This is a genomic window from Acidovorax sp. SRI_002 (assembly GCF_057586455.1).
Map to the genome: position 1 here is coordinate 162,172 of NZ_JBYCZW010000003.1, position 25,128 is coordinate 187,299.

At 65.9% G+C, this 25,128-nt stretch carries 20 protein-coding genes; 10 read left to right on the top strand and 10 right to left on the bottom strand.

Annotation, left to right across the window (positions count from 1 at the left end):
• Window positions 1-20 precede the first annotated feature (20 nt).
• From AC2YJX_RS08905 to urtA, 8 genes are all read right to left on the bottom strand, one after another.
• Window positions 21-1,061, bottom strand: coding sequence for an aliphatic amidase (locus AC2YJX_RS08905; protein WP_487255828.1), 1,041 nt, complete (start codon window positions 1,059-1,061; stop codon window positions 21-23).
• Window positions 1,062-1,076: 15 nt separating this feature from the next.
• Window positions 1,077-1,421, bottom strand: coding sequence for an FmdB family zinc ribbon protein (locus AC2YJX_RS08910; RefSeq protein ID WP_057228095.1), 345 nt, complete (start codon window positions 1,419-1,421; stop codon window positions 1,077-1,079).
• Window positions 1,422-1,454: 33 nt separating this feature from the next.
• The gene (fmdA, locus tag AC2YJX_RS08915) at window positions 1,455-2,681 is read right to left on the bottom strand and encodes a formamidase (RefSeq protein ID WP_121507917.1); all 1,227 of its coding nucleotides are present in this window, start codon (window positions 2,679-2,681) and stop codon (window positions 1,455-1,457) included.
• Between the two features lie 213 nt (window positions 2,682-2,894).
• On the bottom strand, window positions 2,895-3,584 hold the full coding sequence (gene urtE / locus AC2YJX_RS08920) for an urea ABC transporter ATP-binding subunit UrtE (RefSeq protein ID WP_057228091.1): 690 nt from the start codon (window positions 3,582-3,584) through the stop codon (window positions 2,895-2,897).
• Between the two features lie 28 nt (window positions 3,585-3,612).
• Window positions 3,613-4,356 carry an urea ABC transporter ATP-binding protein UrtD gene (gene urtD, locus AC2YJX_RS08925; RefSeq protein ID WP_057228089.1) on the bottom strand — a complete coding sequence of 248 codons (744 nt, stop codon included), beginning with the start codon at window positions 4,354-4,356 and terminating at the stop codon, window positions 3,613-3,615.
• Window positions 4,357-4,375: 19 nt separating this feature from the next.
• Window positions 4,376-5,596, bottom strand: a complete 1,221-nt coding sequence (urtC, locus tag AC2YJX_RS08930) for an urea ABC transporter permease subunit UrtC (RefSeq protein WP_057228087.1) — start codon at window positions 5,594-5,596, stop codon at window positions 4,376-4,378.
• A 145-nt stretch (window positions 5,597-5,741) separates the two neighbouring features.
• Window positions 5,742-6,656 carry an urea ABC transporter permease subunit UrtB gene (gene urtB, locus AC2YJX_RS08935; protein WP_057228085.1) on the bottom strand — a complete coding sequence of 305 codons (915 nt, stop codon included), beginning with the start codon at window positions 6,654-6,656 and terminating at the stop codon, window positions 5,742-5,744.
• A 158-nt stretch (window positions 6,657-6,814) separates the two neighbouring features.
• Window positions 6,815-8,080: an urea ABC transporter substrate-binding protein gene (gene urtA / locus AC2YJX_RS08940; RefSeq protein WP_487255829.1), complete on the bottom strand. Its 1,266-nt coding sequence runs from the start codon at window positions 8,078-8,080 to the stop codon at window positions 6,815-6,817.
• Window positions 8,081-8,325: 245 nt separating this feature from the next.
• Here urtA and AC2YJX_RS08945 point away from each other — a divergent pair, with 245 nt between their 5' ends.
• Both AC2YJX_RS08945 and AC2YJX_RS08950 read left to right on the top strand, forming a co-directional pair.
• On the top strand, window positions 8,326-11,766 hold the full coding sequence (locus tag AC2YJX_RS08945) for a hybrid sensor histidine kinase/response regulator (protein WP_487255830.1): 3,441 nt from the start codon (window positions 8,326-8,328) through the stop codon (window positions 11,764-11,766).
• Window positions 11,763-12,674 (top strand): response regulator transcription factor, encoded by a 912-nt coding sequence (locus AC2YJX_RS08950; RefSeq protein WP_121507922.1) that lies wholly within the window; start codon window positions 11,763-11,765, stop codon window positions 12,672-12,674. The genes AC2YJX_RS08945 and AC2YJX_RS08950 overlap by 4 nt, the downstream gene beginning before the upstream one ends.
• A 209-nt stretch (window positions 12,675-12,883) precedes the next feature.
• Here the strand turns inward: AC2YJX_RS08950 and AC2YJX_RS08955 are convergent, their stop codons facing one another.
• Complete coding sequence (locus tag AC2YJX_RS08955; protein WP_199727052.1) at window positions 12,884-13,345, bottom strand: PACE efflux transporter; 462 nt, start codon at window positions 13,343-13,345, stop codon at window positions 12,884-12,886.
• Between the two features lie 72 nt (window positions 13,346-13,417).
• Between AC2YJX_RS08955 and AC2YJX_RS08960 the strand changes: the two genes are divergently transcribed.
• Together AC2YJX_RS08960 and AC2YJX_RS08965 are read left to right on the top strand one after the other, a co-directional pair.
• A complete protein-coding gene (locus AC2YJX_RS08960; RefSeq protein ID WP_121421883.1) occupies window positions 13,418-14,353 on the top strand; it encodes a LysR family transcriptional regulator in 936 nt (311 codons plus the stop codon).
• 219 nt (window positions 14,354-14,572) lie between these two features.
• The gene (locus AC2YJX_RS08965) at window positions 14,573-16,735 is read left to right on the top strand and encodes a TonB-dependent siderophore receptor (RefSeq protein WP_487255831.1); all 2,163 of its coding nucleotides are present in this window, start codon (window positions 14,573-14,575) and stop codon (window positions 16,733-16,735) included.
• A gap of 49 nt (window positions 16,736-16,784) precedes the next feature.
• Here the strand turns inward: AC2YJX_RS08965 and AC2YJX_RS08970 are convergent, their stop codons facing one another.
• The gene (locus tag AC2YJX_RS08970) at window positions 16,785-17,597 is read right to left on the bottom strand and encodes an MBL fold metallo-hydrolase (protein ID WP_487255832.1); all 813 of its coding nucleotides are present in this window, start codon (window positions 17,595-17,597) and stop codon (window positions 16,785-16,787) included.
• Between the two features lie 114 nt (window positions 17,598-17,711).
• On the opposite strand from AC2YJX_RS08970, the gene AC2YJX_RS08975 reads away from it, so the two are divergent.
• The 6 genes from AC2YJX_RS08975 (at window position 17,712) to AC2YJX_RS09000 (ending at window position 25,083) form a co-directional block, all read left to right on the top strand.
• Entirely contained in the window at window positions 17,712-18,701 is a 990-nt protein-coding gene (locus AC2YJX_RS08975; RefSeq protein ID WP_487255833.1) for a GlxA family transcriptional regulator, read from the top strand.
• 127 nt (window positions 18,702-18,828) lie between these two features.
• The gene (locus AC2YJX_RS08980; RefSeq protein ID WP_487255834.1) at window positions 18,829-19,233 is read left to right on the top strand and encodes a GFA family protein; all 405 of its coding nucleotides are present in this window, start codon (window positions 18,829-18,831) and stop codon (window positions 19,231-19,233) included.
• Between the two features lie 53 nt (window positions 19,234-19,286).
• Entirely contained in the window at window positions 19,287-20,174 is an 888-nt protein-coding gene (locus AC2YJX_RS08985; RefSeq protein WP_487255835.1) for a PPK2 family polyphosphate kinase, read from the top strand.
• A 194-nt stretch (window positions 20,175-20,368) separates the two neighbouring features.
• Complete coding sequence (locus AC2YJX_RS08990; RefSeq protein ID WP_055398770.1) at window positions 20,369-21,676, top strand: Glu/Leu/Phe/Val family dehydrogenase; 1,308 nt, start codon at window positions 20,369-20,371, stop codon at window positions 21,674-21,676.
• 378 nt (window positions 21,677-22,054) lie between these two features.
• The gene (locus AC2YJX_RS08995; RefSeq protein ID WP_487255836.1) at window positions 22,055-23,710 is read left to right on the top strand and encodes a class I adenylate-forming enzyme family protein; all 1,656 of its coding nucleotides are present in this window, start codon (window positions 22,055-22,057) and stop codon (window positions 23,708-23,710) included.
• Window positions 23,707-25,083, top strand: coding sequence for an MFS transporter (locus AC2YJX_RS09000; protein WP_228896934.1), 1,377 nt, complete (start codon window positions 23,707-23,709; stop codon window positions 25,081-25,083). The genes AC2YJX_RS08995 and AC2YJX_RS09000 overlap by 4 nt, the downstream gene beginning before the upstream one ends.
• The last annotated feature ends 45 nt before the right edge of the window (window positions 25,084-25,128 follow it).

Genomic DNA, 25,128 nt, shown 5'->3' on the forward strand with positions numbered 1-25,128 from the left:
CGGCCCTGAATCCCGTTGCCTCAGCAGCGGTCTGCGCTGTCGGGGTTGGGGATACCCTCGATCGGGCACTCCTCGGTGCCCACCATGGGCCGCGTGATGGCCTCCACGGCCTTGCGCGTGCCTTCGGGGTCAGTCACCCAGCGGGTGTAAAAATCATACGGGCAGGCGGCCACACCCTGGTCTCCACCGCCGGAGTTGATCAGCCCGGTGTAGCCCCGGTGCAGCAGCTTGAAGAGGTGGTTCTCGGACTGCCCGTTTTTGCGGAAGTCGCGGATCAGGCTCTTCGACAACGCGGCGTACTGCACGCCGTATTCCTCCTCGCCGCATTCACCGAGCGTTCGGCCATCAAAGCCAATCAGGGCGCTGTGGCCGAAGTAGCTGTATACGCCGTCAAACCCGGCGGCATTGGCCACGGCCACATACGTGTTGTTGGCAAAGGCCATCGCCTTGCTCATCAGAATCTGCTGCTCCTTGGCGGGGTACATGTAGCCCTGGCACCGCACGATCAACTCGGCACCCTTCATGGCGCAGTCGCGCCAGATCTCGGGGTAGTTGCCGTCGTCGCAGATGATGAGGCTGATCTTCAGGCCCTTGGGACCTTCGCTGACGTAGGTGGTGTCCCCGGGGTACCAGCCTTCGATGGGGGTCCAGGGCATGATCTTGCGGTACTTCTGCACGATCTCGCCCTGGTCATTCATGAGGATCAGGGTGTTGTACGGCACCTTGTGCGGGTGCTCCTCATGGCGCTCGCCGGTGAGCGAGAAGACGCCCCACACCTTGGCCTTGCGGCAGGCGGCGGCGAAGATTTCGGTCTCTTCACCCGGTACGGTGGCCGCCGTGTCCATCATCTCCTGGGCGTCGTACATGATGCCGTGGGTGCTGTACTCCGGAAAGATCACCAGGTCCATGCCGGGCAAGCCGGTTTTCATGCCCACCAGCATGTCTGCGATCTTGCGCGCGTTGTCCAGCACCTCGGCCTTGGTATGCAGGCGCGGCATCTTGTAGTTGACCACCGCCACGCCGACGGTGTCCTTGCTGCTTGAAATATCGCCGTGAATCATGGTGAAGCATCCCTATCAATGAGAAATCATCCAGGGCCGTTTGCTCGGAAACGCCTTGGCGCCGCTGGGCGCCGTCACCGTGGCCTTGCGGCTTTGCGATGACGAACAGCAGCCACAGCCTGCGGGGTGTTTGAGGCGGGCGTAGTCGCCCGAGCGCTGCGGCTCGTGCCGCGCTCGCTCGTTGGTGGCGATGGCGCTGCGCGCGGACGCGCTCATGAGCGCCAGGCGCGGTGCGGTGGCAAACACGCGCGGCGATGCTGCGCCGCAGTCTGGGCAGGCGGCGGGTTCGTTGCGGTCAGCCAGCAGGCGGAAGGCATCAAACCCGCCACACTGGGCACAGGCGTAGTCGTAGGTGGGCATGGCGGGTCCTTCTGCAGCAATGGTGTTTGACTGTCAGACCAGGTCGGGCGACAGCGGCATGGCCACCGAGCCATCCAGGTGCTTGATCGGCCCCGCCGCACTCGGGTTGATGTCAAAGTCAAAGATCTGCGTGGGCAGCCACAGCGTGGCGCAGGCGTTGGGCACATCCACCACACCGCTGATGTGGCCCTGCACCGGGGCTGTGCCCAGGATGGAATACGCCTGCGCGCCCGAATAGCCAAACTTCTTGAGGTACTCGATGGCGTTCAGGCAGGCCTGGCGGTAGGCCACGTTCACGTCCAGGTAGTACTGCTTGCCACTCTCGTCCACGCTGATGCCCTCGAAGATCAGGTAATCGTTGTAGGTGGGCGTGATGGGGCTGGGCTTGAAGATGGGGTTCTTGATCCCGTACTTGGCCATGCCGCCCTTGATGAGCGTGACCTTCATGTGCACCCAGCCTGCCATCTCGATGGCGCCGCAAAAGGTGATCTCGCCGTCGCCCTGGCTGAAGTGCAGGTCGCCCACCGACAGGCCGGCGCCGTCCACATACACCGGGAAGAACACCTTGGCGCCGCGCGACAAATCCTTGATGTCGCAGTTGCCACCATGCTCGCGCGGGGGCACCGTGCGGGCGCCTTCGGCAGCCGCTTTGGCCTTGGCATCGCCCGTGAGGCGGCCCATGTGGGCCGTGCCCGCCGAGGGTGGGTTGGCCAGCCCGGCCGTGGGGTCTGAGTCGATGAGCGCCTGCTCGCGCGCATTCCACTGCTCCAGCATCTTGCGGTCGGGCAGGCAGCCAATCAGGCCGGGGTGGATGAGCCCAGCGTACTTCACGCCCGGCACATGGCGCGAGCTGGTGAACATGCCATGAAAGTCCCAGATGGACTTTTGCGCCTGCGGGAAATGCTCGGTCAAAAAACCGCCGCCGTTGTTCTTGCTGAAAAAGCCGTTGAAACCCCACAGGCTGTCCTGCTTGGCACCAATGTCCAGCAGGTCCACCACCAGCAGGTCGCCCGGCTCGGCGCCCTTCACGCCCACGGGGCCACTGAGGTAGTGCACCGTGGTCAGGTCGATGTCGCGCACATCATCGGCGCTGTCGTTGTTCTTGATGAAGCCGCCCGTCCAGTCAAACGTCTCCAGCACAAACTCATCGCCCGGGTTGACCCAGCAGGCCATGGGAATGTCTGGGTGCCAGCGGTTGTGGATATTTTCGTTCTCGGTGGGCGACTTGCTCAGATCGACCTTGATCAGGGTTTCAGCCATGGCGTGCTCCTTGGAAGGGGTGGGTGGAAGAATGAAAACGTGAGATAAAAGCTCTAGGGCCTGCAAGGCAAGCTGCCTGTGAAACGGTCACGGCCAACGCCAGTGCCCCCGCGCAAGGGCCGCCCCGCCGCGCTGGGGGCGTCCCCCTCCCGCAGCGCGCAGCGATGCGAGAGAGGGGGAAGGCGCCGAAGGCGACTCAGGGGGTGTTTCATGTCATACCGACAGATAAGCTTTGATGCGCTGCTGGTCGGTGTCGGCGCGGGCGGTCTCGTGCACCAGGCGGCCGCCTTCGATGACGAACAGTCGGTCGGCCACGTCCATGGCGAACGAGAGCACCTGCTCGCTCACCACGATGGTGATCTGGCGCAGCTTGCGGATCTCGTTGAGCGCCTTGGCGATGTCCTTGATGATGGAAGGCTGGATGCCCTCGGTGGGCTCGTCGAGCAGCAGCACCTTGGGGTCGGTGACGAGCGCTCGCGCAATGGCCAGTTGCTGCTGCTGCCCGCCCGAGAGGTTGCCTCCCTTGCGCCGACGCATGTCCCACAGCACGGGAAACAGTGCGTAGATGTCTTCGGGAATCTGTCGCGTCTTGGAGTTTTCCAGCCCGGTCTCGATGTTCTCTTCGACCGTGAGGGTCGGGAAGATCATGCGGCCTTGCGGCACATAGGCGATGCCCTTGGCCACGCGGCGAAAGCTCTCGTCCTTCGTCACGTCCTGGCCTGCCACGGTGATCTGGCCGCTCTTGACGGGCATCACACCCATGAGGCTTTTGAACAGCGTGGTTTTGCCCATGCCATTGCGGCCCATGATGGCCACGGTCTCGTTGGCACGGCCGTCAAACGAGATGCCGTGCAGCGCCTCGCTCTGGCCGTAGGCCACAAACAGATCTTTGACTTCCAGCATGCGATGCTCCTGTGAAGGAATGGGTTGCTCAGTGGCCCAGGTACACGTCGATGACCTTGGGGTCCGCTTGCACCTTCTCCATGGGGCCTTCGGCCAGGATCTTTCCCTGGTGCATCACAGTGACCTTGTGGGCAATGCGCTTGACGAACTCCATGTCGTGCTCAATGACGATCACCGCGCGGTTCTTGCAGATGCGCTGCAGCAGCTCGGCCGTCAGCTCGCGCTCGCGCGCGCTCATGCCGGCAATCGGCTCGTCCAGCATCAGCAGCTCTGGCTCCTGCATCAACAGCATGCCGATCTCCAGCCACTGTTTTTGCCCGTGGCTCAGCAAGCCGGCCTCGGTATCGAGCTTGTCGCCGAGGCCAATGTCTTCGGCCACCACCTGCACACGCGCCTTGACCTCATCGGTGCACTTGAACGCCAGCGCTCCCAGCACCGAGCGGCCTGCGGGGTAAGACACCTCCAGGTTCTGGAAGACCGACAGGTTCTCGTAGATCGAGGGCGTCTGGAACTTGCGCCCGATGCCCAGGCGCACACGCTTGTGCTCGGCCATGCGGGTGAGTTCTTCGTTCTTGAACTTGATGCTGCCGCCCGTGGCGCGGGTCTTGCCGCAGATCAGATCCAGCAGCGTGGTCTTGCCCGCGCCGTTGGGGCCGATGATCACGCGCAGCTCGTTCTTGTCGATGTACAGCGTGAGGTCGTCGATGGCCTTGAAGCCGTCGAACGACACGGTCAGGTCTTCCACGGCCAGGGCAAAGTCGGTGTTGCTCATGAGGGGTGCTCCGGTGGGTTCAGACGCCCTGGCGGCTCACGCCGTCAGGCAGCACAGCAGACGGTGCGAGCGACGATGCCGCCGGTGCAGACGTTGGCCCAGCATCCGCAGGCGGGCGCGCTGCGGGTGGTCGGCCTTGCACCGATGCCTGGCGCAGTGCTTCGCGGCGGCCCTTCCACCACGGCACCACATGGCTCTCCCACAGGCCCGCCAGGCCCATGGGGAAAGCCATGGTCACGCCGATGAAAAGCCCGGCCATGAGGAACAGCCACAGCTCGGGAAAGCTCTCCGAAAAATACGTCTTGCCCGCGTTCACCAGCAAGGTGCCATACACCGCGCCCACCAGGCTCATGCGCCCGCCCACGGCGGCGTAGATCACCATCTCGATGGACGGCACGATGCCTACAAAACTGGGCGACATGAAGCCCACCTGCAGCGAGAACATGGCGCCCCCGATGCCCGACAGCGCGGCGGCCAGGCAGAAGGTAAAGACCTTGAAATTGGCCACGTCGTAGCCCGAAAAGCGCACGCGGTCTTCCTTGTCGCGCATGGCCAGCAGCAGCGTGCCCACCTTGCCGGTCTGTATCCAGCGGCACAGGATGATGGAGCCGATGAGCAGCGCCACACACACGTAGTACAGGATGTATTTGGCGCTGTCGGTGCGCGTGTCCCAGCCCCACAGGGTCTTCAGATCCGTCATGCCGTTCACGCCACCGGTGTAGCCCTGCTGGCCGATGATGAGCACCGTCAGAATCAGCGCCACGGCCTGCGTGATGATGGCGAAATACACACCGCCCACGCGGCGCTTGAACATCGCAAAGCTGATGATCCAGGCCAGCAGCGTGGGCACGACGATGACCGCCGCCAGCGCAAACGGCAGGCTCTTGAACGGAATCCAGAAGCTGGGCAGTTCGGTGATCTGGTTCCAGTCCATGAAGTCTGGGATGCCGGGCGTGGACTGGATCTTGGTGCTGATGGGGTCGGAGGCTTCGAGCTTGAGGAACATGGCCATGGCATAGCCCCCCAGGCCAAAGAACACGCCCTGCCCCAGGCTGAGCACGCCACCGTAGCCCCACACCATCACGAGGCCGATAGCGACGAACGCATAGGTGAGGTACTTGCCCACCAGGTTCAGCCGAAAGATGTCGAGTGCCAGCGGCAGCACCACGGCGAGCAGCACGGTGAGCAGTACCAGGCTGGCGAGCTGGTAGCGCAGGATCCAGGCTTTGAGGGCGTTCATGCGGAGACTCCGGTTTTGAGAGGTATGAGGGCGTGCAGGAACCGTAGCGAGCGGGCCGAGGTTGGGTTGAGGACCGGAGCCGTACACCCGTACGGCGAGGACCGCAGGCGCGAGATCGGTTCGCGCAGTAGGTTCATGCATGCCCTCATCGGCGCACCTTGGAGGCGAACAAGCCCTGTGGCCGCACCATCAGGATCAGCACGATCAGCGACAGCGTGATCATCTTGGCCATGGAGCCCGCCATGAAGAACTCGGTGATCGACTGCGTTTGCGCAATCCCGAAGGCCGACACCACAGTGCCCAGCAGGCTGGCCGCGCCGCCAAACGTCACCACCAGGAAGGCGTCCACGATGTAGAGCGAGCCCGACGTGGGGCCGGTGGAACCGATGGTGGTAAACGCCGCGCCCGCCACGCCGGCAATGCCGCAGCCGATGGCAAAGGTCAGGCGGTCGGTCTTCTGGGTGTCGATGCCGATGGCGTTGGCCATGACGCGGTTGCTCACCGTGGCGCGCACCCGCAGGCCCCAGCGGCTCTTGTGCAGGGCCAGCAGCACGCCCCCTGTGACCACCGCCGTCAGCGCCAGCACAAACAGGCCATTGATCGGGATGTCCAGCCCCTCGGCGGGCGCCCACGAACCCAGCAGCCAGTCGGGCAAGGTCGGGCTGACCTCCTTGGGGCCGATGAAGGTGCGAAACGATTGCTGCAGGGCCAGGCTGATGCCCCAGGTGGCCAGCAGGGTGTCGAGCGGGCGTTTGTACAGGTGGCGGATCAGTCCCCACTCCACCAGCCAGCCCGCCACAAACGCAAAGCCGAAGGCCGCCACGATGGCCAGCGGAAAGTAGTACGGAATCATTTGCGGCGCATGGTTGGCCGCGAGGGTGGAGCCCAGGTAGATCGTGTAGGCGCCGATGGTCATGAACTCGCCATGGGCCATGTTGATCACGCCCATCTGCCCAAAGATGATGGCCAGCCCCAGCCCCATGAGCAGCAGCACGGCAAACAGGCTCAGCCCCGCAAAGCCCTGCATCAGGCCGATGTTCATCATTTCGGAAAAGGTCATGTTGCAGCTCCTGCGTGGGCAGCGTTGGAAAACGAACAGCGGTGCCATGGGGCGGCCTCTTGCGAGGGACACCGAGGAAGGGCCGCCCCGCACCGAGGGTGTCGTCCCCCTCCCGCGCAGCGAGAGAGGGGGAAGGCGCGAAGCGCCTCAGGGGGTGTTTATTGATAACCTTTGGGAAATGGATCCGGCTTGATCAGCGCAGGCGACTCAGATACCACCTTGAACGAAGCATCCGGCATGCCCATGGCGATGCGCGACTTGCTCCACAGGTGGTGGTTGGCGTCCACCTTCACATAGCCCTCAGGCGCGGTGGTCAGCTCGATGCCGGGCGATGCGGCCACCACCTTGTCCACGTCAAAGCTCTTGGCTTTTTCGACCGCCGCCTTCCACAGCCAGGGGCCCAGGTAGCCCGCCTGCGTCACGTCGCCGATCACGGCGTCCTTGCCGTACTTGGCCTTGAAGGCGGCCACAAACTTCTTGTTGTTCTCGTTGTCGAGGGACTGGAAGTACTTCATCGACGAGTAGAAACCGTTGAAGTTCTCGCCACCCACGCCAGTCATCTCGTCTTCGGTGACCGACAGCGTGACCAGCAGTTGCTTGTCGCCCGTGATGCCCGCGGCCTTGAGCGCCTTGTAGAACGCTACGTTGGAGCCGCCCACCACCGCCACAAACAGGCAGTCGGGCTTTTGCACCTTGATCTTGTTCATCAGCGAGCCGAAGTTGGTGCTGCCCAGCGGGTAGTACTCCTCGCCCACGACCTTGCCCTTCTGGAAGTTCTCGATGTGCTTGCGCGCAATCTTCATCGAGGTGCGGGGCCAGATGTAGTCGGAGCCGATGAGGAAGAAGCTCTTGGCCTTCTTCTCGGTCTTGGCCCATTCCAGGCTGTACAGGATCTGCTGCGTGGCTTCCTGGCCGGTGTAGATCACGTTCTTGGACTGCTCCAGGCCTTCATAGAACGTGGGGTAGTAGAGCAGCCCGTTTTCCTTTTCGAACACCGGCAGCACGGCCTTGCGCGAGGCGCTGGTCCAGCAGCCAAACACGGCGGCGCAGCGGTCGTTGATGAGCAGCTTCTTGGACTTTTCGGCAAACGTGGGCCAGTCCGACGCACCGTCTTCCTTAATCACCTTGATCTTGCGGCCCAGCACACCGCCCATGGCATTGATCTGGTCAATGGCCAGCTGTTCGGCCTGGATGGAGCCGGTTTCGGAAATCGCCATGGTGCCGGTGGCGGAGTGCAGCTGGCCCACGGTGACTTCGGTGTCGGTGATGGCCAGCTTGGTGGTGTTGACCTGCGCAGTGGGCTGGCCAAACGACCAGGCAGGCAGGCCCGCCACGGATGCGGCGCCCAGCGCCTGCAGGATGCGACGGCGGCCGGGTTCGGCCTGGGCGGAGTCACTAAAGCGGGGGTCGGAAGGGTGGCTCATAAAGACGCTCCTTGCAGGATCGGTGTGAATGAAGGGACGGGACCAAAGCGGGTTGTGTGCGCTGTGGAATGAAGGTTAGGGACAACCCTTGAATGCGCCCATACGTCAATTAACGTAGGGCTGCGTACGCACCCCGGTGCATGCACTGCAAATACACCTGCACATGGACCTGCCCATGGCAATGCGTGCCCGTGCAACGCCCCAACGCGGTGCGCGCCTAGAACGCTTCTTGCTTTGTGCTGGGCATGGCCTCACCACAAGCACCCGATGCCCAGAGCGCACCACAAACGATTTTTCGTTTCCGGCGCGAGTACAACGCCTGGGTGGCCGACGAGACCATGGAGGACTACGCGCTGCGCTACACGCCCAAGAGCTTTCGGCGCTGGAGCGAATTCCGCGTGGCCAACACGGCGTTCGGTTCGCTGTCATTCCTGGCACTGGAGGCCATTGGTGGCGCGATTGCGCTGAACTACGGCTTCAGCAACGCCATGTGGGCCATCCTCACCGTGGGGTTGCTGATCTTTCTGACCGGCCTGCCCATTGCCTACTACGCAGCGCGCTATGGGCTGGACATGGACCTGCTCACGCGCGGCGCAGGCTTTGGCTACCTGGGCTCCACCATCACCTCGCTGATCTACGCAGTGTTCACCTTTATCTTCTTTGCCTTGGAGGCGGCCATCATGGCGTTGGCGCTGCAGATGGTGGTGGACTGGCCGCTGGAGTGGTGCTACATCGTCTCGTCGCTGGTGATCCTTCCGCTGGCCATGCGCGGCATCACGCTGATCTCGCGCCTGCAGGCCTGGACGCAGCCGCTGTGGCTGTTCTTGCTGCTGCTGCCCTTTGTGTGGATTGCGCTGGCCCAGCCGCAGCTGTACCACGACTTTGCGGGGCTCTCGGGCCTCAAGAGCGGCAGCAGCCAGTTTGACCCGCTCATGTTTGGTGCAGCCGCGGCGGTGATCTTTTCACTGGTGGTGCAGATTGGCGAGCAAGTGGACTTTTTGCGCTTTCTGCCCGAGCGCACTGCCGCCAACCGCCTGCGCTGGTGGGGCGCCGTGCTGGTGGCGGGGCCAGGCTGGGTGGTGATGGGCATGCTCAAGATGGCGGGTGGGGCCTTTCTGGCGTTTGCCGCGCTGCAGTTCGAGGTGGGCGCCCAGCGCGCCGCCGAGCCCACGCAGATGTTCCTCGCAGGCTTTCACCAGGTCATGCAGGCGCTGGGCCTGCCGGGGCTGGCGGTGGCGGTGACGGTGGTGTTTGTGGTGGTCTCGCAGATCAAGATCAACCTCACCAATGCCTACGCGGGCTCGCTGGCGTGGTCCAACTTTTTTGCGCGCGTGACGCGCAGCCACCCCGGGCGTGTGGTGTGGCTGGTGTTCAACGTGTTGATCGCCACCTTGCTGATGACGCTCGGGGTGTTTGGCGCGCTGGAGAAAGTGCTGGCCGTGTACAGCAACGTGGCCATTGCCTGGGTGGGTGCGCTGGTGGCAGACCTGGTCATCAACAAGCCACTGGGCCTGTCGCCCAAAGGCATCGAGTTTCGGCGCGCGCACCTGTATGACTTCAACCCCGTGGGCCTGGGCGCCATGGTGCTGGCGGCCACGGTGGCCTGCTGTGCCTATGCAGGGCTGCTGGGCGAAGAGGCGGCCGCGTTTTCGCCCTTCATTGCGCTGGTGCTGTCGATGGCGCTGGCGCCGCTGCTGGCCTGGCTGACGCAGGGCCGCTACTACCTGGCGCGCGCTCCCGGCAACGAGTGGCGGCCCGGCGAGATCGTGCGCTGCGCCGTGTGCGAGAACCAGTTCGAGTCCGAAGACATGGCGCGCTGTCCGGCCTATGCCGCGCCCATCTGCTCGCTGTGCTGCTCGCTCGAATCGCGCTGCCACGACCGCTGCAAGACCGGCTCGCGCGCGGCCGACCAGCTGCGCAGCGTGGTGGAAGCCTTGCTGCCGCAGCGCTGGGCCATCAAGGTGAACTTTCGCCTGGGGCAGTACCTGATGGTGATGGTGTCGCTGTGCGCGGTGATGGCGTTTCTGGTGGGCGTGGTGTATGTGCAGGAAAGCCTGCAGGCGCCGGTGCCCGGCCAAATGCTACAGATGCCGTTTCTCAAGGTGTTTGCGCTGCTGGCGCTGCTGGCCGCCGTGTGCGCGTGGTGGGTGGTGCTGAGCACCGACAGCCGGCGCATGGCGCAGGACGAGTCGGAACGGCAGACGCAGCTGCTGCTGCAGGAGATCGAGGCCCACAAGCGCACCGACGCCGAACTGCAGGCGGCCAAGGACCAGGCCGAGTCCGCCAACCAGGCCAAGACGCGCTACGTGGCAGGCATGACGCACGAGCTGCGTTCGCCGCTGAACAGCATCCTGGGCTACACACAGATCCTGCTCAAGAACCCGCATACCGAGGGCTGGATGCGCGAGACGTTGTCCACCATGCAGCACAGCGGCCAGCACATGCATGCGCTCATCGATGGATCGCTGGAGCTGGCGCGCATCGAGGCGGGGCGCCTGCGGCTGGACATGGCCCCCCTGCCACTACCCGAGCTGATCGAGAACATCGAAGCCATGCTGCGCCCGCAGGCCGAAGCCAAGGGCCTGCACTTTGTGGTGGAGACGCTGGGCACCATGCCGGGCTGGATACGGGCCGACGCCAAGCGGCTGCGGCAGATTCTGATCAACCTGCTGTCCAACGCCGTGCGGTTTACCGAGCGCGGCGAGGTGCGGCTGCGCATGGACTTTCGCCAGCATGTCTCGCGCATCGAGGTGATCGACACCGGCATCGGCATCGAGCCGCAAGACCTGGAGCGCATCTTTGTGCCGTTTGAGCGCGGCAGCGCCGGGCGCCGCGCCAGCGAGGCGGGCACGGGCCTGGGCCTGACCATCACGCACCTGCTTGCCGAACTGATGGGTGGCCAGCTCACGCTAACCAGCACCCCGGGCCAGGGCAGCACCTTTACCGTGCGGCTGTACCTGCCCAGCATTGCGGTAGACCCGGCCTGGACCACGCCCAGCCGCGCCACGCTGCGCCCTGTCATCGGGTACCTGGCGCCCCGGCGCACGCTGCTGGTGGTGGACGACCAGCCCCTGCAGCGCCAGCTGCTGGCCGGCCTGCTGGTGCCCCTAGGTTTTGAGGTGCGCGAGGCCGCCAGCGGGCGCGAATGCATCGAGATCGTGCGCCAGACACCGCCCGACCTGGTGCTGCTCGATATCACCATGGACGACCTTGACGGCTGGCAGACCGCCGCCCTGCTGCGCGAGTTGCGGCCTGCGTCGGAGCTGCCCATCGTGTTCGTATCGGCCAATCTGTTCGAGCACGAGGCCTCACGATTGGCGGCGCAGCAGTGCCAGGCTTTTGTGGGCAAGCCGGTGATCGAATCCGAACTGCTCCAGGCGCTGGAGCACGCGCTGCAGCTGGAATGGGTGCGCGACAACACGCCGCTTGCGCCCAGCCCCGAGCCCGCCGCGGGCCCCTCCAACCCGAACGACACCCCGGCCACGCTGCCCGACGAACTGCGCGAAGACCTGACCCGCCTGGCGCGGTCTGGCCAGGCCGCCGCGCTGCGCGAGCGGCTGCGGCGCGCACGCGGCGACCTGCCCGGCCATGCCGCCACGCTGGCGCTGCTGCAGGCCAGTGCCGACCGCTTCGACTTTGAGACCCTGGCCCACCACCTGCGCGAGCCCGAAGAGGGAACCCTATGAACGACGAATCCCATCCAGGCCAGCAGGTCAGCCAGCGCGTGATTCTGGTGGTGGACGACGCACTCGACACCCTGCGCATGCTGTGCGACGCCCTGGCCGCCGAGGGCTACGCCGTGCTGGCCGCGCGCGACGCCGAAGAAGCCCTGCAGCGCTTTGACCTGACCGTGCCGGACGGCGTGCTGCTGGACGCCGTGATGCCCGGCATGGACGGCTTTGCGCTGTGCCGCCGGTTGAAAGCCACGCCGCCCTGGTCGCACGTGCCGGTGGTGTTCATGACGGGCTTGTCGGACACCGAGCAGATCCTGCGGGGCTTTGCCAGTGGCGGGGTGGACTATGTGGTCAAGCCCCTGCGCATCCCCGAGGTGCTGGCCCGGCTCGCCACCCATGTGCGCAACGCCCAGGCCACGCGGCTGGCGCGCGAGGCGGTCGACGTGGCCGGGCTGGGCGTGGTGGTGCTGGACGGCCAGGGCCGCGTGGCCTGGCGCTCCCCGCAGGCATTGCGCTGGTTGGAAGCCGCCTTTGCCGCCGACCCCGCCCCCGCAGATGCCGCCGCTGCCTGGCTGGTGCGCGCGCAAGCCACCGGCGACCAGACCCTGGCGCTGGCCGACGGCCGCCAGTTGCTGGCCCGCCACCTGGGCGCGAGCGGCCTGGCGGAGTCGATGCTGCTGCTCAGCCGCACCACGCCCGAGGCCACCGCCCCGCGCCACCTGCAGCAGGTCGCGCTGACCCCACGCGAGACCGAGGTGCTGTCCTGGCTGAGCAAGGGCAAGACCAACCGCGACATCGCCGACATCCTGGGCATGAGCCCGCGCACGGTGAACAAACACCTGGAGCACATTTTTGAAAAGCTGGGGGTGGAGACACGCACCGCCGCTGCGGCCATTGCGGGGCAGCTACTGCAGGCCTGAGTTCGGATTTTCCGGATGGGCCACACCTGCCCCGTCCCTGCGAGCTGAGCCTGCCAAAGCCAGGGCCCTTCGACGGGCTCAGGGCGAACGATTCGTCCGATATTCCTGAGCCAGCGCCACATCAGGTGGTTTATGGGTCAAATTGGCATCTGACGCTTGTCTGAAGAGCACTCAAAGCTATTAAATCAATAGCACAATATTTTGCAACCTCAAACAGACACTGGCTCCATGGCCGACGCCGGCAGGCCGAACAGGTGGTCGAACACCCAGTTGAAAACAAAGGTGTAGCAAAGGAAGAACACGATCAGCCCCAGGTCCATCACAAACGCGTGCCACAGGGTGATGTCAAACCACCAGGCAAACAGCGGCACGAGGGTGAAGACCAGCCCGCCTTCAAAACCGATGGCATGCGCCACGCGCCGCGCAACGCTGCGACCGCGCACGGGCTGGCGAGCTTCCCAGCGCTCAAACGCCCAGTTGAAGACGATGTTCCAGACGATGGCAATCACCGAGGCTGCCACGGCCACCACGCTCGAATGGCCCGCACCCTGGCCCGAGAGCAAGGCCAGTCCGGCCGTGGCCGCCGCGATGGCGATCAGCTCGTACAGGCTCACATAGATCAGTCGGCGCTTGAGGCCCTGCAGGCCGAAAAGGGTGGGTTGCTTGTCCATGGCGGTGACTTTATGTGCCTGTAGCTGATATATAAAGTCAGCTTGTTTCAGTTTATTTGATAGACCACACCCATGGCCTTCTCTTCAGACAGCGTGCAGGTGTTCCTGGCAGCGCTGGACCACGGCTCATTTTCGGCGGCGGCGCGGGCGCTGTCGCGGGTGCCGTCGGCCGTGAGCATGACCATTGCCCACCTGGAAGCCGAGCTGGATGTGCAGCTGTTTGACCGCAGCGGTCGCGAGCCCCGGCCCACCGCCGCCGCCCGCGCGCTGGAACCGCAGGCCCGGTTGCTCGCCGGGCAGCTGCAACAGCTCAACGCCCAGGCGCTGGCGCTGACGCAGGGGCTGGAAGAGCGGCTGACGCTGGCCATCGCCCCCGAGCTGCTGGCCGCCCGCTGGACGGGCCCTCTGGCCACGCTGGCGTCGGAATACCCGCTGCTGCAGGTGGAGGTGCTGACCGCCCCGCAGGTGGATGCGCTGGCCCTGCTGCACAGCGGCCGCGCACAGCTGGCGCTGGTGTTCGAGCGGCCCAGCATCGACGGGCGCGAGGGTTTTCAGGAGGTGGGCACCGAAACCCTGGTGGCGGTGATGGCGCCGGATCATGCGGTATTGCAGGGCGCGCGCGCCTCGGCCCTGGCCCGGGGCGAGCCGCCCGAGCGCGCCATGCTGCGCGAAGAACACCTGACCACCACGCGCCAGATCGTGGTGGCCAGCCGTGACCTGGGGCAAACCGACCCCCGTTTTGTATTTGCCCGCCACCACTGGCGCACCGACAACCACCTGGCCGCGCTGGGCATGATCGAAGCAGGCCTGGGCTGGGGCTGGCAGCCCCGGGCGCTGGTGCAGCCGCGCATCGAGGCCGGGCGGCTGGTGGAGATGCCGTTTGAGAACCTGAGCAACGGCACCGCCCTGTGGGTGGATGTGGTGTGGTCGAAGGAGCGGCCGCTGGGCCTGGGCGCGGCGCGGTTTGTGGCGCTGATGGCCACGGCGGCCAAGGCAGCACCCCGCTGAGCGCTCCAGCAAGGCAGGCGCTGCCCGCCCCCATGCGCACCCAGAAGGCAAGGGAGCGTTGCTGCAAAGGCAAATGCGAATTGTTTGCATTTGTATGGATAATGGCGGCCTTTCATTTGCATCCGCCCGTGCCCCGTTCAACACGACCTCTCTCCCGTGCGGCGGTTTGCACGGCGCGCGGGAGCTAGCCCCGCCGTTTTCTCTCTACCGATCTGCACCATGCATCCCTCGATTCCCCGGCCCGCCCGGCCGACTGCTACGGCCCGCGCCACCCTGGCGCTGTGCGCCTTTACCGCCAGCGCCGCCATGGCCCAGACGGCACCCCCTGTTTCATCGGCTCTACCGACCGACGCCGTCCCCACCAGCCCCGCCCTGTCGGAAGTGCAGGTGCGTGACAGCAGCACCACCACCGGCTACCAGGGCGCGCAGCGCAACACCGCAGCCACACGCACCGACACGCCGCTGATCGAAACCCCGCAGTCCGTGCGCATGGTGCCCCAGCAGCTGATGGAAGACCTGGGCGCCACGCGCTTGGCCGACACCGTGGACTATGTGAGCGGCATCACCCGCCTGAACGACTTTGGCGGCACCTGGGACAACTATGCGATCCGTGGCTTCAGCAACACCGACGGCGGCCAGCTGCTCAACGGCTTTGCCTCCAACCGGGGCTATGGCCCGCAGCGCGACGTGAGCTCGGTCGAGCGCATTGAATTTCTCAAAGGCCCGGCGGCAGCGTTGTATGGCAGCAGCGAGCCGGGCGGCACGCTCAACATCGTCACCAAAAAGCCGCAGTTCACTCCCGCGCACAAGGCGGGTGTGCAGGTGGGCGGGCATGGCTACCGCCGTGCCACGCTCGACACCACCGGCCCGCTGGGCACGGACGTTGCCTACCGCCTGAACGTGGCGGCCGAGGACGGCGCGAGCCGTACCGCGCTGGTGGACAACCGCAAGATGGTGGTGGCCCCGTCCCTCACCTGGAACCTGGGCGCCAACACGGTGCTGAACTACGAGTCGGAGTTCATCCGCATCCGCACCCCGCTGGACCGGGGCATCGTGCAGGTGCGGGGCAACGTGGGCGCGCTGCCGTCCGACCGCTACCTGGGCGACCCCAGCCGCGAGAACCTGAATGTCAACGGCGACACACACCAGGTGACGCTGGACCACGACCTGGGCCAGGGCTGGCGAACCCGCGTGGGTGCGTCGTTCCGCGAGACGGACCTGTATGGCGCCGCCGTGGACCTGACCGGCACCCTGGCCGCCGACGGCCGTACCCTGACGCGCCGCGATAGCTGGCGCAGCCTGCCAGCGCGCGATGCATCGCTGCAGGGCGAAGTCGAAGGCAAGCTGCAAGCGGGCGGCTTCAGCCACACCGTGCTGGCAGGTGTGGAGACCTGGCGGCTCACTGCGGCGCAGGACATCCGCTACTCCAGCCTGGCCAGCCAGCCGTTTGCCATCGACATCTACAACCCGGTCTACAACCAGCCCGTGGGCAACCTCACGCCGGGTTTTGACCTGGTGGACCGGACCCGCGCCACGGGCGTATTTGTGCAGGACCAGATCGACCTGACCGAAAAATGGAAGCTGCTGGCGGGCGTGCGCTTTGACCGCTTTCACCAGGACAGCGAAAACCGCTTGGCCGCCACCCGCCAGGAGCAGGCGCATTCGGCCACCACGCCGCGCATCGGGCTCACCTACCTGGTCAACCCCAACACCTCGGTCTATGCCTCGGCCGGACGCTCGTTCCGCCCCAACGCAGGCACGGATGAAAGCGGCAAGGCGTTCGACCCGCAAAAGGGCAAAGCCCTGGAACTGGGCGCCAAGTGGCAGTCGGCCGACCAGCGCCTGAACGCGAGCGTGGCGCTGTTCGATATCCGCAAGACCAATGTGCTCACGCGCAGCCCCACCAACGCCAACTTCAGCATTGCGGCGGGCGAGGTGCAAAGCCGGGGCCTGGAGCTGGATGTGGCCGGGCAGATAGACACCCACTGGCGCATGACGGCCAACATGGCCTACACCGACACCGAGGTGACCCGCGACAACAACCCCGCCCTGCTGGGCAAGCGCCTGCTGAACGTGCCCCGCGTGAGCGCCGGCCTGTTCGCCATCCGCGAAGACCAGGCGCCCTGGGGCGGCCGCTACGGCATCGGCGGCGGCCTGGTGCATGTGGGCGAGCGCACAGGCACCGCTACCGACACCTACCGCCTGCCCGCCTACACCACGGCGCGCATCACAGGCTACTGGCAGATCGACAAGCGCACGCGCCTGACGCTGGATGTGCACAACCTGTTCGACAAGGCGTACTACACAGCCTCGTGGGGCGCACTCACCGTGATCCCGGGCCTGGGGCGCCAGGTTGTGGCGGGGGTGCAGGTGGTTTTTTGAGCCAAATAGGACTCTAGCGCTTGTTTATCAAGCGCCAATAGCTATACATTTAATAGCAATCAACTGCTGCACGACAAGGAAAACTTCTGCTTTCACCATCCTCCGGCACCCAGAGGCGGTCTGCCCAGCCACCGTCTACCGCCAATTGGCGCACCGCTGCGCGCGTGGTGGGGCAATGGTCCAGCGCCTGCAGGTGGTTCACCACCAGCGTGCCGTGGGCCAGCTGCGCGGCTTCGGCCATGTCGGCGGCATCCATGAGGATTTCTGCCCCCACATCGAACCGGGCCCCGCCCGCAGGCAACACCGACACCGTAGGCTGAAGGCGCGCCAGGCAGTCGCGCACCGTGGGCGTGAGCATGGTGTCGCCCGCCAGGTAGACGCTGGGCTCGCCCGGCAGCTCCAGCAGGTAGCCGTGGCCGTGCTCCATGAAGCGGCCCACCCAGCCGGTACCGTGCACACACGGGATCGGCGTGACATGGCCGCCCAGCGCCCACGGCTGGCGCGCTAGCCCCGCCAGCGGCCACACCAGCAGGCCGCGCTGCGTCAGGTAGTCGGCATCGCGTGGCATGCAGATCACCGGAATCTGCCGCTCGCGCAGAAAGCGCTTGCCAGCGCGGTCCAGGTGGTCGAAATGGCCGCGTTGACAGTGCGTGATGAGGGCGTGGGTCACACGCTCCAGCAGCGCATCGGTGCCCCCGGGCAGCTCCACAATGGGATTGCGCTGGCGCCCCGTGCCCAGATAGCGCAGCGCGGGCAGGCTGCCCCGGGGGGCGAGCATGGGGTCCACCAGCAGGCCCACGGGGCGTCCCTGGGATTGGAATTCAAGAAGGACGGTGGCGTTGCGCAATTGGGTGATCTGCATGGTGTGGGCTCCGAAGCCAGTGGGTATGCAGGGGATTGTTGGGAATCGAACGCCCGGCGAGAATGGCCTGGTTTGACAATTTCTTTCCATTTCTAGCCAAACTACCCTGCCACCATGCGCCGTACCACCGCACCACCTGCACCACCCTTGCGCCTGGCACTGTTGCTGTACCCCGGTTGCATGCCCGCAGGCCTCTTTGCCACCGCCGACCTGGCCCGCGCCGCCAACTTGCGTGCGCAGCGCCCGGTGATCACCACCTGCTGGGCCGGCGCAGACCTGCAGCCTGTGCCCACCTGGCAAGGCCCCGCCCTCACGCCCAGCGTCAGTCTGGCGCAGGCCGAGGTGGACGCGGTGCTGGTGCCAGGCCTGTGGCTGTCTTCGCCCGACGGACTGCAGGCGGCGCAGCAGCAACAGCACATCGCACCCGCCATCGCGGCACTGCGCGCCCTGCCCCGCCGCACCCAGGTGTGGAGCTATTGCGCCGGCGTAGCGCTGGCTGCGGCCAGCGGCCGGATGCGCGGGCGCGGCGCCACGGCCACCTGGTGGCTGCGGGCCCCGCTGCAACAGCAGTTTGGCGCGGTGCACTGGCGTTTTGACGAACCTTTGGTGGAAGACGGCCCCATCACCACCGCGGCAGGCGCCAACGGCTACTTGCCCCTGATGCTGCACGCACTGGCAACGCGGCTGGACGCTGAAGCCCTGGCAGATCTGCAGTCGCTGCTGATGCTGCCCCGCCCGCGCACCACCCACCCGGCGTTCGCCGGGCACGACCTCATGGCAGTGGCCGACGCCGAACTGCGGCGCGCGATGCTGTGGGTGCAGCGTTGCCCCGCCACCGCACTGCGCCTGCCCGCGCTGGCCGAGGCGCTGGGCCTGTCGCCCCGCACGCTGGCGCGGCGGGTGCAGGCGCACACGGGGCTTTCTGCCGCGCACTGGATGCGGCGCATCAAGCTGCGGCAGGTGAGCGAGGCCCTGTGCGACACACCCCTGCCCCTCAAGCGCATTGCCGAGGACCTGGGCTTTGCCAGCGAGGCGGGCCTGCACCGCGCTTTTCAACAGGCCACGGGGCAGACGCCGCTGGCCTACCGCATGGCGCACGGGTGAAGGCGCAGGGGGGGTGGAGCCAGCGCACGGGATCGTTCACAAGGAGGATGCCGCCGAGCGCAAAGTTTGCGATCATGCACCCGCTCCCTCTGCATCAACCCTCAGCACCACGACAGGACGAACACCCATGCCTGCTTCCACCTACACCGCTACCTGCCACTGCGGCGCCGTCGAAGTCGAGGCCACGCTGGACCTGGCCCAGCCCACCTACCGCTGCAACTGCAGCATCTGCCGCCGCACGCGCTTCTGGCCTGCCGTGGCACTGCCCGGGGGCTTTCGCATCACCCGGGGCGAAGGCGACCTCACGCGGTACACCTTCGGCAGCCACAAGAACCACCACTACTTCTGCCGCCACTGCGGCGTGCGCGTGTTCGGCCACGGCACCGACACACCGATGGGCGAAATGCACGGCGTGAACGTGGGATGTATCAATGGCCTGACCGACGAAGACCTTGCGCGCCTGGCCATCGTGCGGGTGGACGGGCTGCACGACCAGTGGCAGCAGGCACCTGCGCACAGCGGGTATCTTTGAGGGCCCCGCAGTGTTCCAATAGCGCCACTGCCGCTGCCCTGCCTGGAGTCTCCATGCCTTTTCCGCTTGATCCGAGCAAGTCCTCTTTGATGCAGCGCCTGCTGCCCTGGCAGCCTGCGCCTGCAGAGCCTGCGACCGACGAACGGCGCCGCGAGCCCCCCCGGCACACCGTGTCACTGGAAGACTTCGATCCCGGCGCCAAACCCTTCTCGCTGGGCGACAAGGCCCAGGACAAGGCAGCCGTCGAAGACCTGGCGGTGGAACTGGACGGGCTGCAGAACCTGTTCTACGCCGACAAGCGCTACAAGCTGCTCGTGGTGCTGCAAGGTACCGACACCTCGGGCAAGGACGGCACCATCCGTGGCGTGTTTGGCCGCATGAGCGCCCTGGGCGTACACGCCGTGGGCTGGAAGGCCCCCACCGAAACCGAGCGCGCACACGACTACCTCTGGCGCATCCACCAGCAGGTGCCGCAGGCGGGCGACATCACCGTGTTCAACCGCAGCCACTACGAGGACGTGCTGGTGCCCGTGGTCAACGGCTGGATCACGCCTGAGCAGCACCAGCAGCGTCTGGCGCACATCAACGACTTTGAACGCATGCTCAGCGAGACGGGCACCATCGTGCTCAAGTTTCTGCTGCACATCGGGTTTGACGAGCAGCGCGAGCGGCTGCAAGAGCGCCTGGACGACCCGGCCAAACACTGGAAGTTCAGCATGGGCGACATTGAAGTGCGCAAGCAGTGGGCGCAGTACCAAGATGCCTATGGCACCCTGCTGGCTGCCACCCACACGGCCTGGGCGCCTTGGACCATCGTGCCCGCCAACTCCAAGACGCATCGCAACCTGATGATCGCCACGGTGCTGCGCGAGGTGCTGCAGAAGCTGGACCTGCGCTACCCGGCTGGCGACCCCGCGCTGGCCGGCTTCACGGTGAAATGACCGCTCGTGCGGCACTGCAGCACGCTGCCTTCTCGGCGTTTTCACTGGCCACATTTTTGTTGCAGTGCCGCATTGGGCGGTGTTTTCCCGTGGTTATGCATTAATTGCATAGCACCAAAACACTACGGCCTTAGACAGCGTGCAGCGGCAGGCATAAGCTTCGCAGCCTGAACTGATCCCACAAGGAATTCACCATGTCGCAACCCGTCGGCGCCCCTGCCGCACAATCCCACCCCCTGCCCTCGTACCTGCAGGCCGACCACCTCGGCCCCTGGGGCAACTACCTGCAGCAGGTAGACCGCGTCACCCCCTACCTGGGCAGCCTGGCGCGTTGGGTGGAAACCCTCAAGCGTCCCAAGCGCATCCTGATCGTGGACGTGCCGATCGAGCTGGACAACGGCACCATCGCCCACTACGAAGGCTACCGCGTGCAGCACAACCTGAGCCGGGGCCCCGGCAAGGGCGGCGTGCGTTTTCACCAGGACGTGACGCTGTCGGAAGTGATGGCCCTGTCGGCCTGGATGTCGGTGAAGAACGCTGCGGTGAACGTGCCCTACGGCGGCGCCAAGGGCGGTATCCGCGTGGACCCCAAGAAGCTCTCGATGGGTGAGCTGGAGCGCCTGACGCGCCGCTACACCAGCGAGATCGGCCTGCTGATCGGCCCGTCCAAGGACATCCCTGCGCCTGACGTGAACACCAACGGCCAGATCATGGCCTGGATGATGGACACGTATTCCATGAACACCGGCGCCACCGCCACCGGCGTGGTCACCGGCAAGCCCGTGGACCTGGGCGGCTCGCTGGGCCGCGTCGAGGCCACCGGCCGCGGCGTGTACACCGTGGGCGTGGAAGCCGCCAAGCTGACCGGACTGGCGCTGGAAGGTGCCCGCATCGCAGTCCAAGGCTTTGGCAACGTGGGCGGCATTGCGGCCAAGCTCTTCGCCGAAGCAGGCGCCAAGGTGGTGGCTGTGCAAGATCACACCGGCACCATCTTCAACAGCAAGGGCCTCGATGTGCCCGCGCTGCTGGCGCATGTGAAGACCCGTGGCGGCGTCGGCGGCTTTGCCGGCGCCGATGTGATGAAGGCCGAGGAGTTCTGGGGCGTGGATTGCGAGATCCTGATCCCGGCAGCGCTGGAAGGCCAGATCACCAAGGACAACGCAGGCCAGATCAAGGCCAAGCTCGTGATCGAGGGTGCCAACGGCCCCACGACCACCGAGGCCGATGACATCCTGCACGACAAGGGCGTGCTGGTGCTGCCCGACGTGATCGCCAACGCGGGCGGTGTGACGGTGAGCTACTTTGAATGGGTGCAGGATTTTTCCAGTTTCTTCTGGAGCGAAGACGAGATCAACGCCCGCCTGGTGCGCATCATGCAGGAGGCCTTTGCGGGCATCTGGCAAGTGGCGCAAGAGCACAAGGTGAGCCTGCGCACCGCCACCTTCATCGTGGCCTGCCAGCGCATTCTCCATGCGCGCGAAATGCGCGGCCTGTATCCGTAAGCCCCCCTGAGCGGCTGCGCCGCTTCCCCCGAGGGGGACGCACCCGGTGGCCTGGCGGAGCCAGTTCCACGGGTGCACTGGTGTGAGGGCTGCGCGCCCCGCAAAGGCCACGCCCATCCAGGCGGCAAGTCCCTTTCAAAACCGCCAGCGCCGCGATCCGGTCCTGGCGGTTTTTTGCTTTTCTCCGTGTTGGCACACATTCGCTGTGGCGCTGTGGCGCCGCAGCGACGGTGCCGGGATGCCGTGTGCCGTTGGCTGGTCCAAACCGACCGCACAGCCGCACCAGAAACAACAAGATACGTGTACATACAAATTGTGGCGGCTTGCAACCTGCGCACATGAAAGACTGGCTGGCCATGCCTTCTGTCGGAGACTTCCGTGGCCTTTCCATCCCTGCGCAGCCTGGTGGTGCGCTTTCTGCTCAGCCGCCTGCGCACGGCGCGGTCGGTGGCGCGCCTGGCGTACCGACGCCATGCCCACAAACCCGCGCTCATCGACCGGCGTGGCACCCTCACCTACGCACAGCTGCAAGAGCGCGTGCAGCGGCTGCAGGCCTGGATGCAGGCGCAGGGCGTGAAGAAGGGCGACGTCGTGTTCACCCTGCTGCCCGAGACCGGTGAACAGTACGAAGCCCGGCTCGCCACGTTCGAGAACGGCACCATCTTCGCGAGCTTTCACAAACACCTGCCGGCCGATGCAGCGCTGGCCACCATGGTGCGCGTCCGGCCGGCGGTGCTCATCCACGAGCCGCTGCTGAGCGCGCCCATCCTCCAGGCCGTGCGCGAACAACTGCCAGGGATACACCTGCTGGCGCTGGGCGAAGACTACGAGCAGGCACTGGCGCAGCATGCGCCTGCCCCCGGCACGGCCGCGCTGCACGAAGACGATATCTTTGCGCTGCACATGACCTCGGGCACCACGGGGCTGCCCAAGTCCATCGGCTACAGCAACCGCAAGTACCTCGACAGCGTGCGGCTGATCTCCAAGTCCATCGATTTCCGCCCCCCCGCCAGCCGCCAGGATGTGAACATGCTGGGCCTGCCCCTCACCGGCCCTGGCTCGGGCCTGGTGCTGCCCACCCTGCTGGCGGGCGCCACGCTCGTGATGCCCGAAGACTTCAGCGCCGCCACGCTGGCCGCGTTGATCCAGAAGCACCGCGTCTCGCGCGCCTTTCTGTCGCCCTCGGCCATCATCGACCTGCTCGACGAGCCCACGCTGGGCCAGTACGACCTCTCGTCCCTTACGCATGTGCCCTATGGCTCCGAGATGATGCCGGCGCCCAAGATTGCCGAGGCCATCCGCCGTTTCGGGCCGATCTTCCAGCAAGGTTATGGCTGCCTGGAGGCGCTGCCGCCCATCACCTGGCTGCTGCCTCACCAGCATGTGGACGCGCAGGGCCAGCCACTGGGCAATGACATCCTCTCCACCGTGGGCCGGGTGATGCCCGGGGTGCAGGTGGTCATCCGCGACGAACAGTTTGCGCCCCTGCCGTTGGGCCAGATGGGCCTCATCACCGTGTTGACGCCGGTGCGTTTTGACGGCTATTGGCTCGACCCCGAAAAAACCCAGGAGACGCTGCGCGACGGCTGGGTGGTGATGGGCGATGTGGGCTATTTCGACGCGGCTGGCTACCTGCATGTGCTGGGCCGCAGCGCCGACCGCGTATTGCGCCACGGGCAGTGGCTCAACCCCCGCGAGGTGGAAGAGGTGGCGCACACCCACCCCGCCGTAAAGGAGGCCTGCCTGGTGCAGCACGGTGCCCGTGCTGTGCTGGTGCTGAGCCTGCGCCAGAGCTGGCGCACCGGGCATGACTGGCAAGCGCTGGAGCACGACATTGCCCAGTATCTGGCGCACAAGCTGCCCGCCGACCACCAGCCGGACGATGTACGCATCGTCGAAGAGATCCCGCGCAGCTTCCTCAACAAGATGCTGCGCCGCGAGGTGCGCCTGATGCTGGAGGCCGCCCCGCCCCGCGTGGCCCATGCTCCCACCACGGGGAGCCCGACGGCGTCTCTTTCGGCCGCGCATCCATGACGGGCCCCGCCACCCGGCTCTCGCTGGGCACCAAGCTGGGCTATGCCACCGGCAATGTCGGCCTGCAGATGCAGATTGCCGCCATGAACTTCATGCTCATGATCTTCTACACCGACGTGGCCCTGGTGGCGCCTGCCGTGGCCGGCGCGGCGCTGCTGGTGGGCAAGGTGTGGGACACCATCAACGACCCGCTGTTTGGCTGGATGACCGACCGCACCCGCTCGCGCCTTGGCCGCCACCGGGTCTATCTGATCTATGGTGCGGCTCCGCTCGCCATCGCTGCAGCAGCGGTGTGGATGGTGCCCCCGGGCCTCAGCCCGTGGGCCGCGTTCCTGTGGATCGCCCTGACCTACACCGTGTTCGACACGCTCATGACCCTGGTGCAGCTGCCCTACCAGGCCATGGCTGCCAACATGACCCGCGACTACGACGAGCGCACCAGCCTCACGGCCTATGCATCGATGGGCGCCCTGCTGGGCTTTTTTGCGGGCAGCGTTTTCATGCCCGTGCTGGTGCGCGCAGCCCCGGACGCCCGCACGGGCTATGCGCTGGCGGGCTCGTGTTTCGGGCTGGTCGCGGGCGTAGCCATCGCCGTGGTGGCCTGGCGCGTGCGCGAACCGGCAGAAAGTGTGGCGGAACAGGCGGTGCGGCCTGTGGATGCCGATACCCCCGCAATGTGGGAGTCGGTGCGCGAGACCTTGCGGACCACGCTGCACAACCGCCCCTTCCTGATGCTGATGGGCGCTGCAACGCTGGTGCGCCTAGGCCTCACGCTCGTGCAGGCCTCGCTCGCGTATTTCGTGATCTACCAGCTGCAGGGCGACAAGGGCGACCTGCCGCGCTTCATGGGCACCCTGCTGGGCGTGGTGGGCCTCTCGTTGTTCATGTGGAAGCGCGTGGTGGACCGCTGGGAAAAGAACCTGGCCTACATCCTGGGCCTGGTGTTCTGCGCGGCCGGGCTGGTGGCGCTGTACTGGGTGGGCCCGGGTGACCAGCGCCTGGTCACCGCCATTTTGGTGGTGGTCGGTATCGGCATGGGAGCCCACTGGATCGTGCCTTTTGCCATGGTGCCCGACACCATCGACCACGGCCACATGCAAACGGGCGAACGCAAGACCGGCATGTACTACGGCCTGTACGGCCTGATGGACAAGCTGGCACGCACGCTGGCCACCGTGCTGGTGGCGGGCATGCTGGACGTAACGGGCTATGTGCCCAACGTGGCGCAGTCCGCCACGGCGCTGCAGGGCATCACGCTGATGACGGGCATCCTGCCGGCGGTGTGCCTGGTGCTGGCCATTCCGCTGCTGGTGGCCTATCCGATCACCCGTTCACGCCACGCAGACATACTGGAGCGCAGTGGCAGGCACTGAGCCCCGGCAATCGCCCCGCCCTACACGGCCTGTTGCGGGCCATGG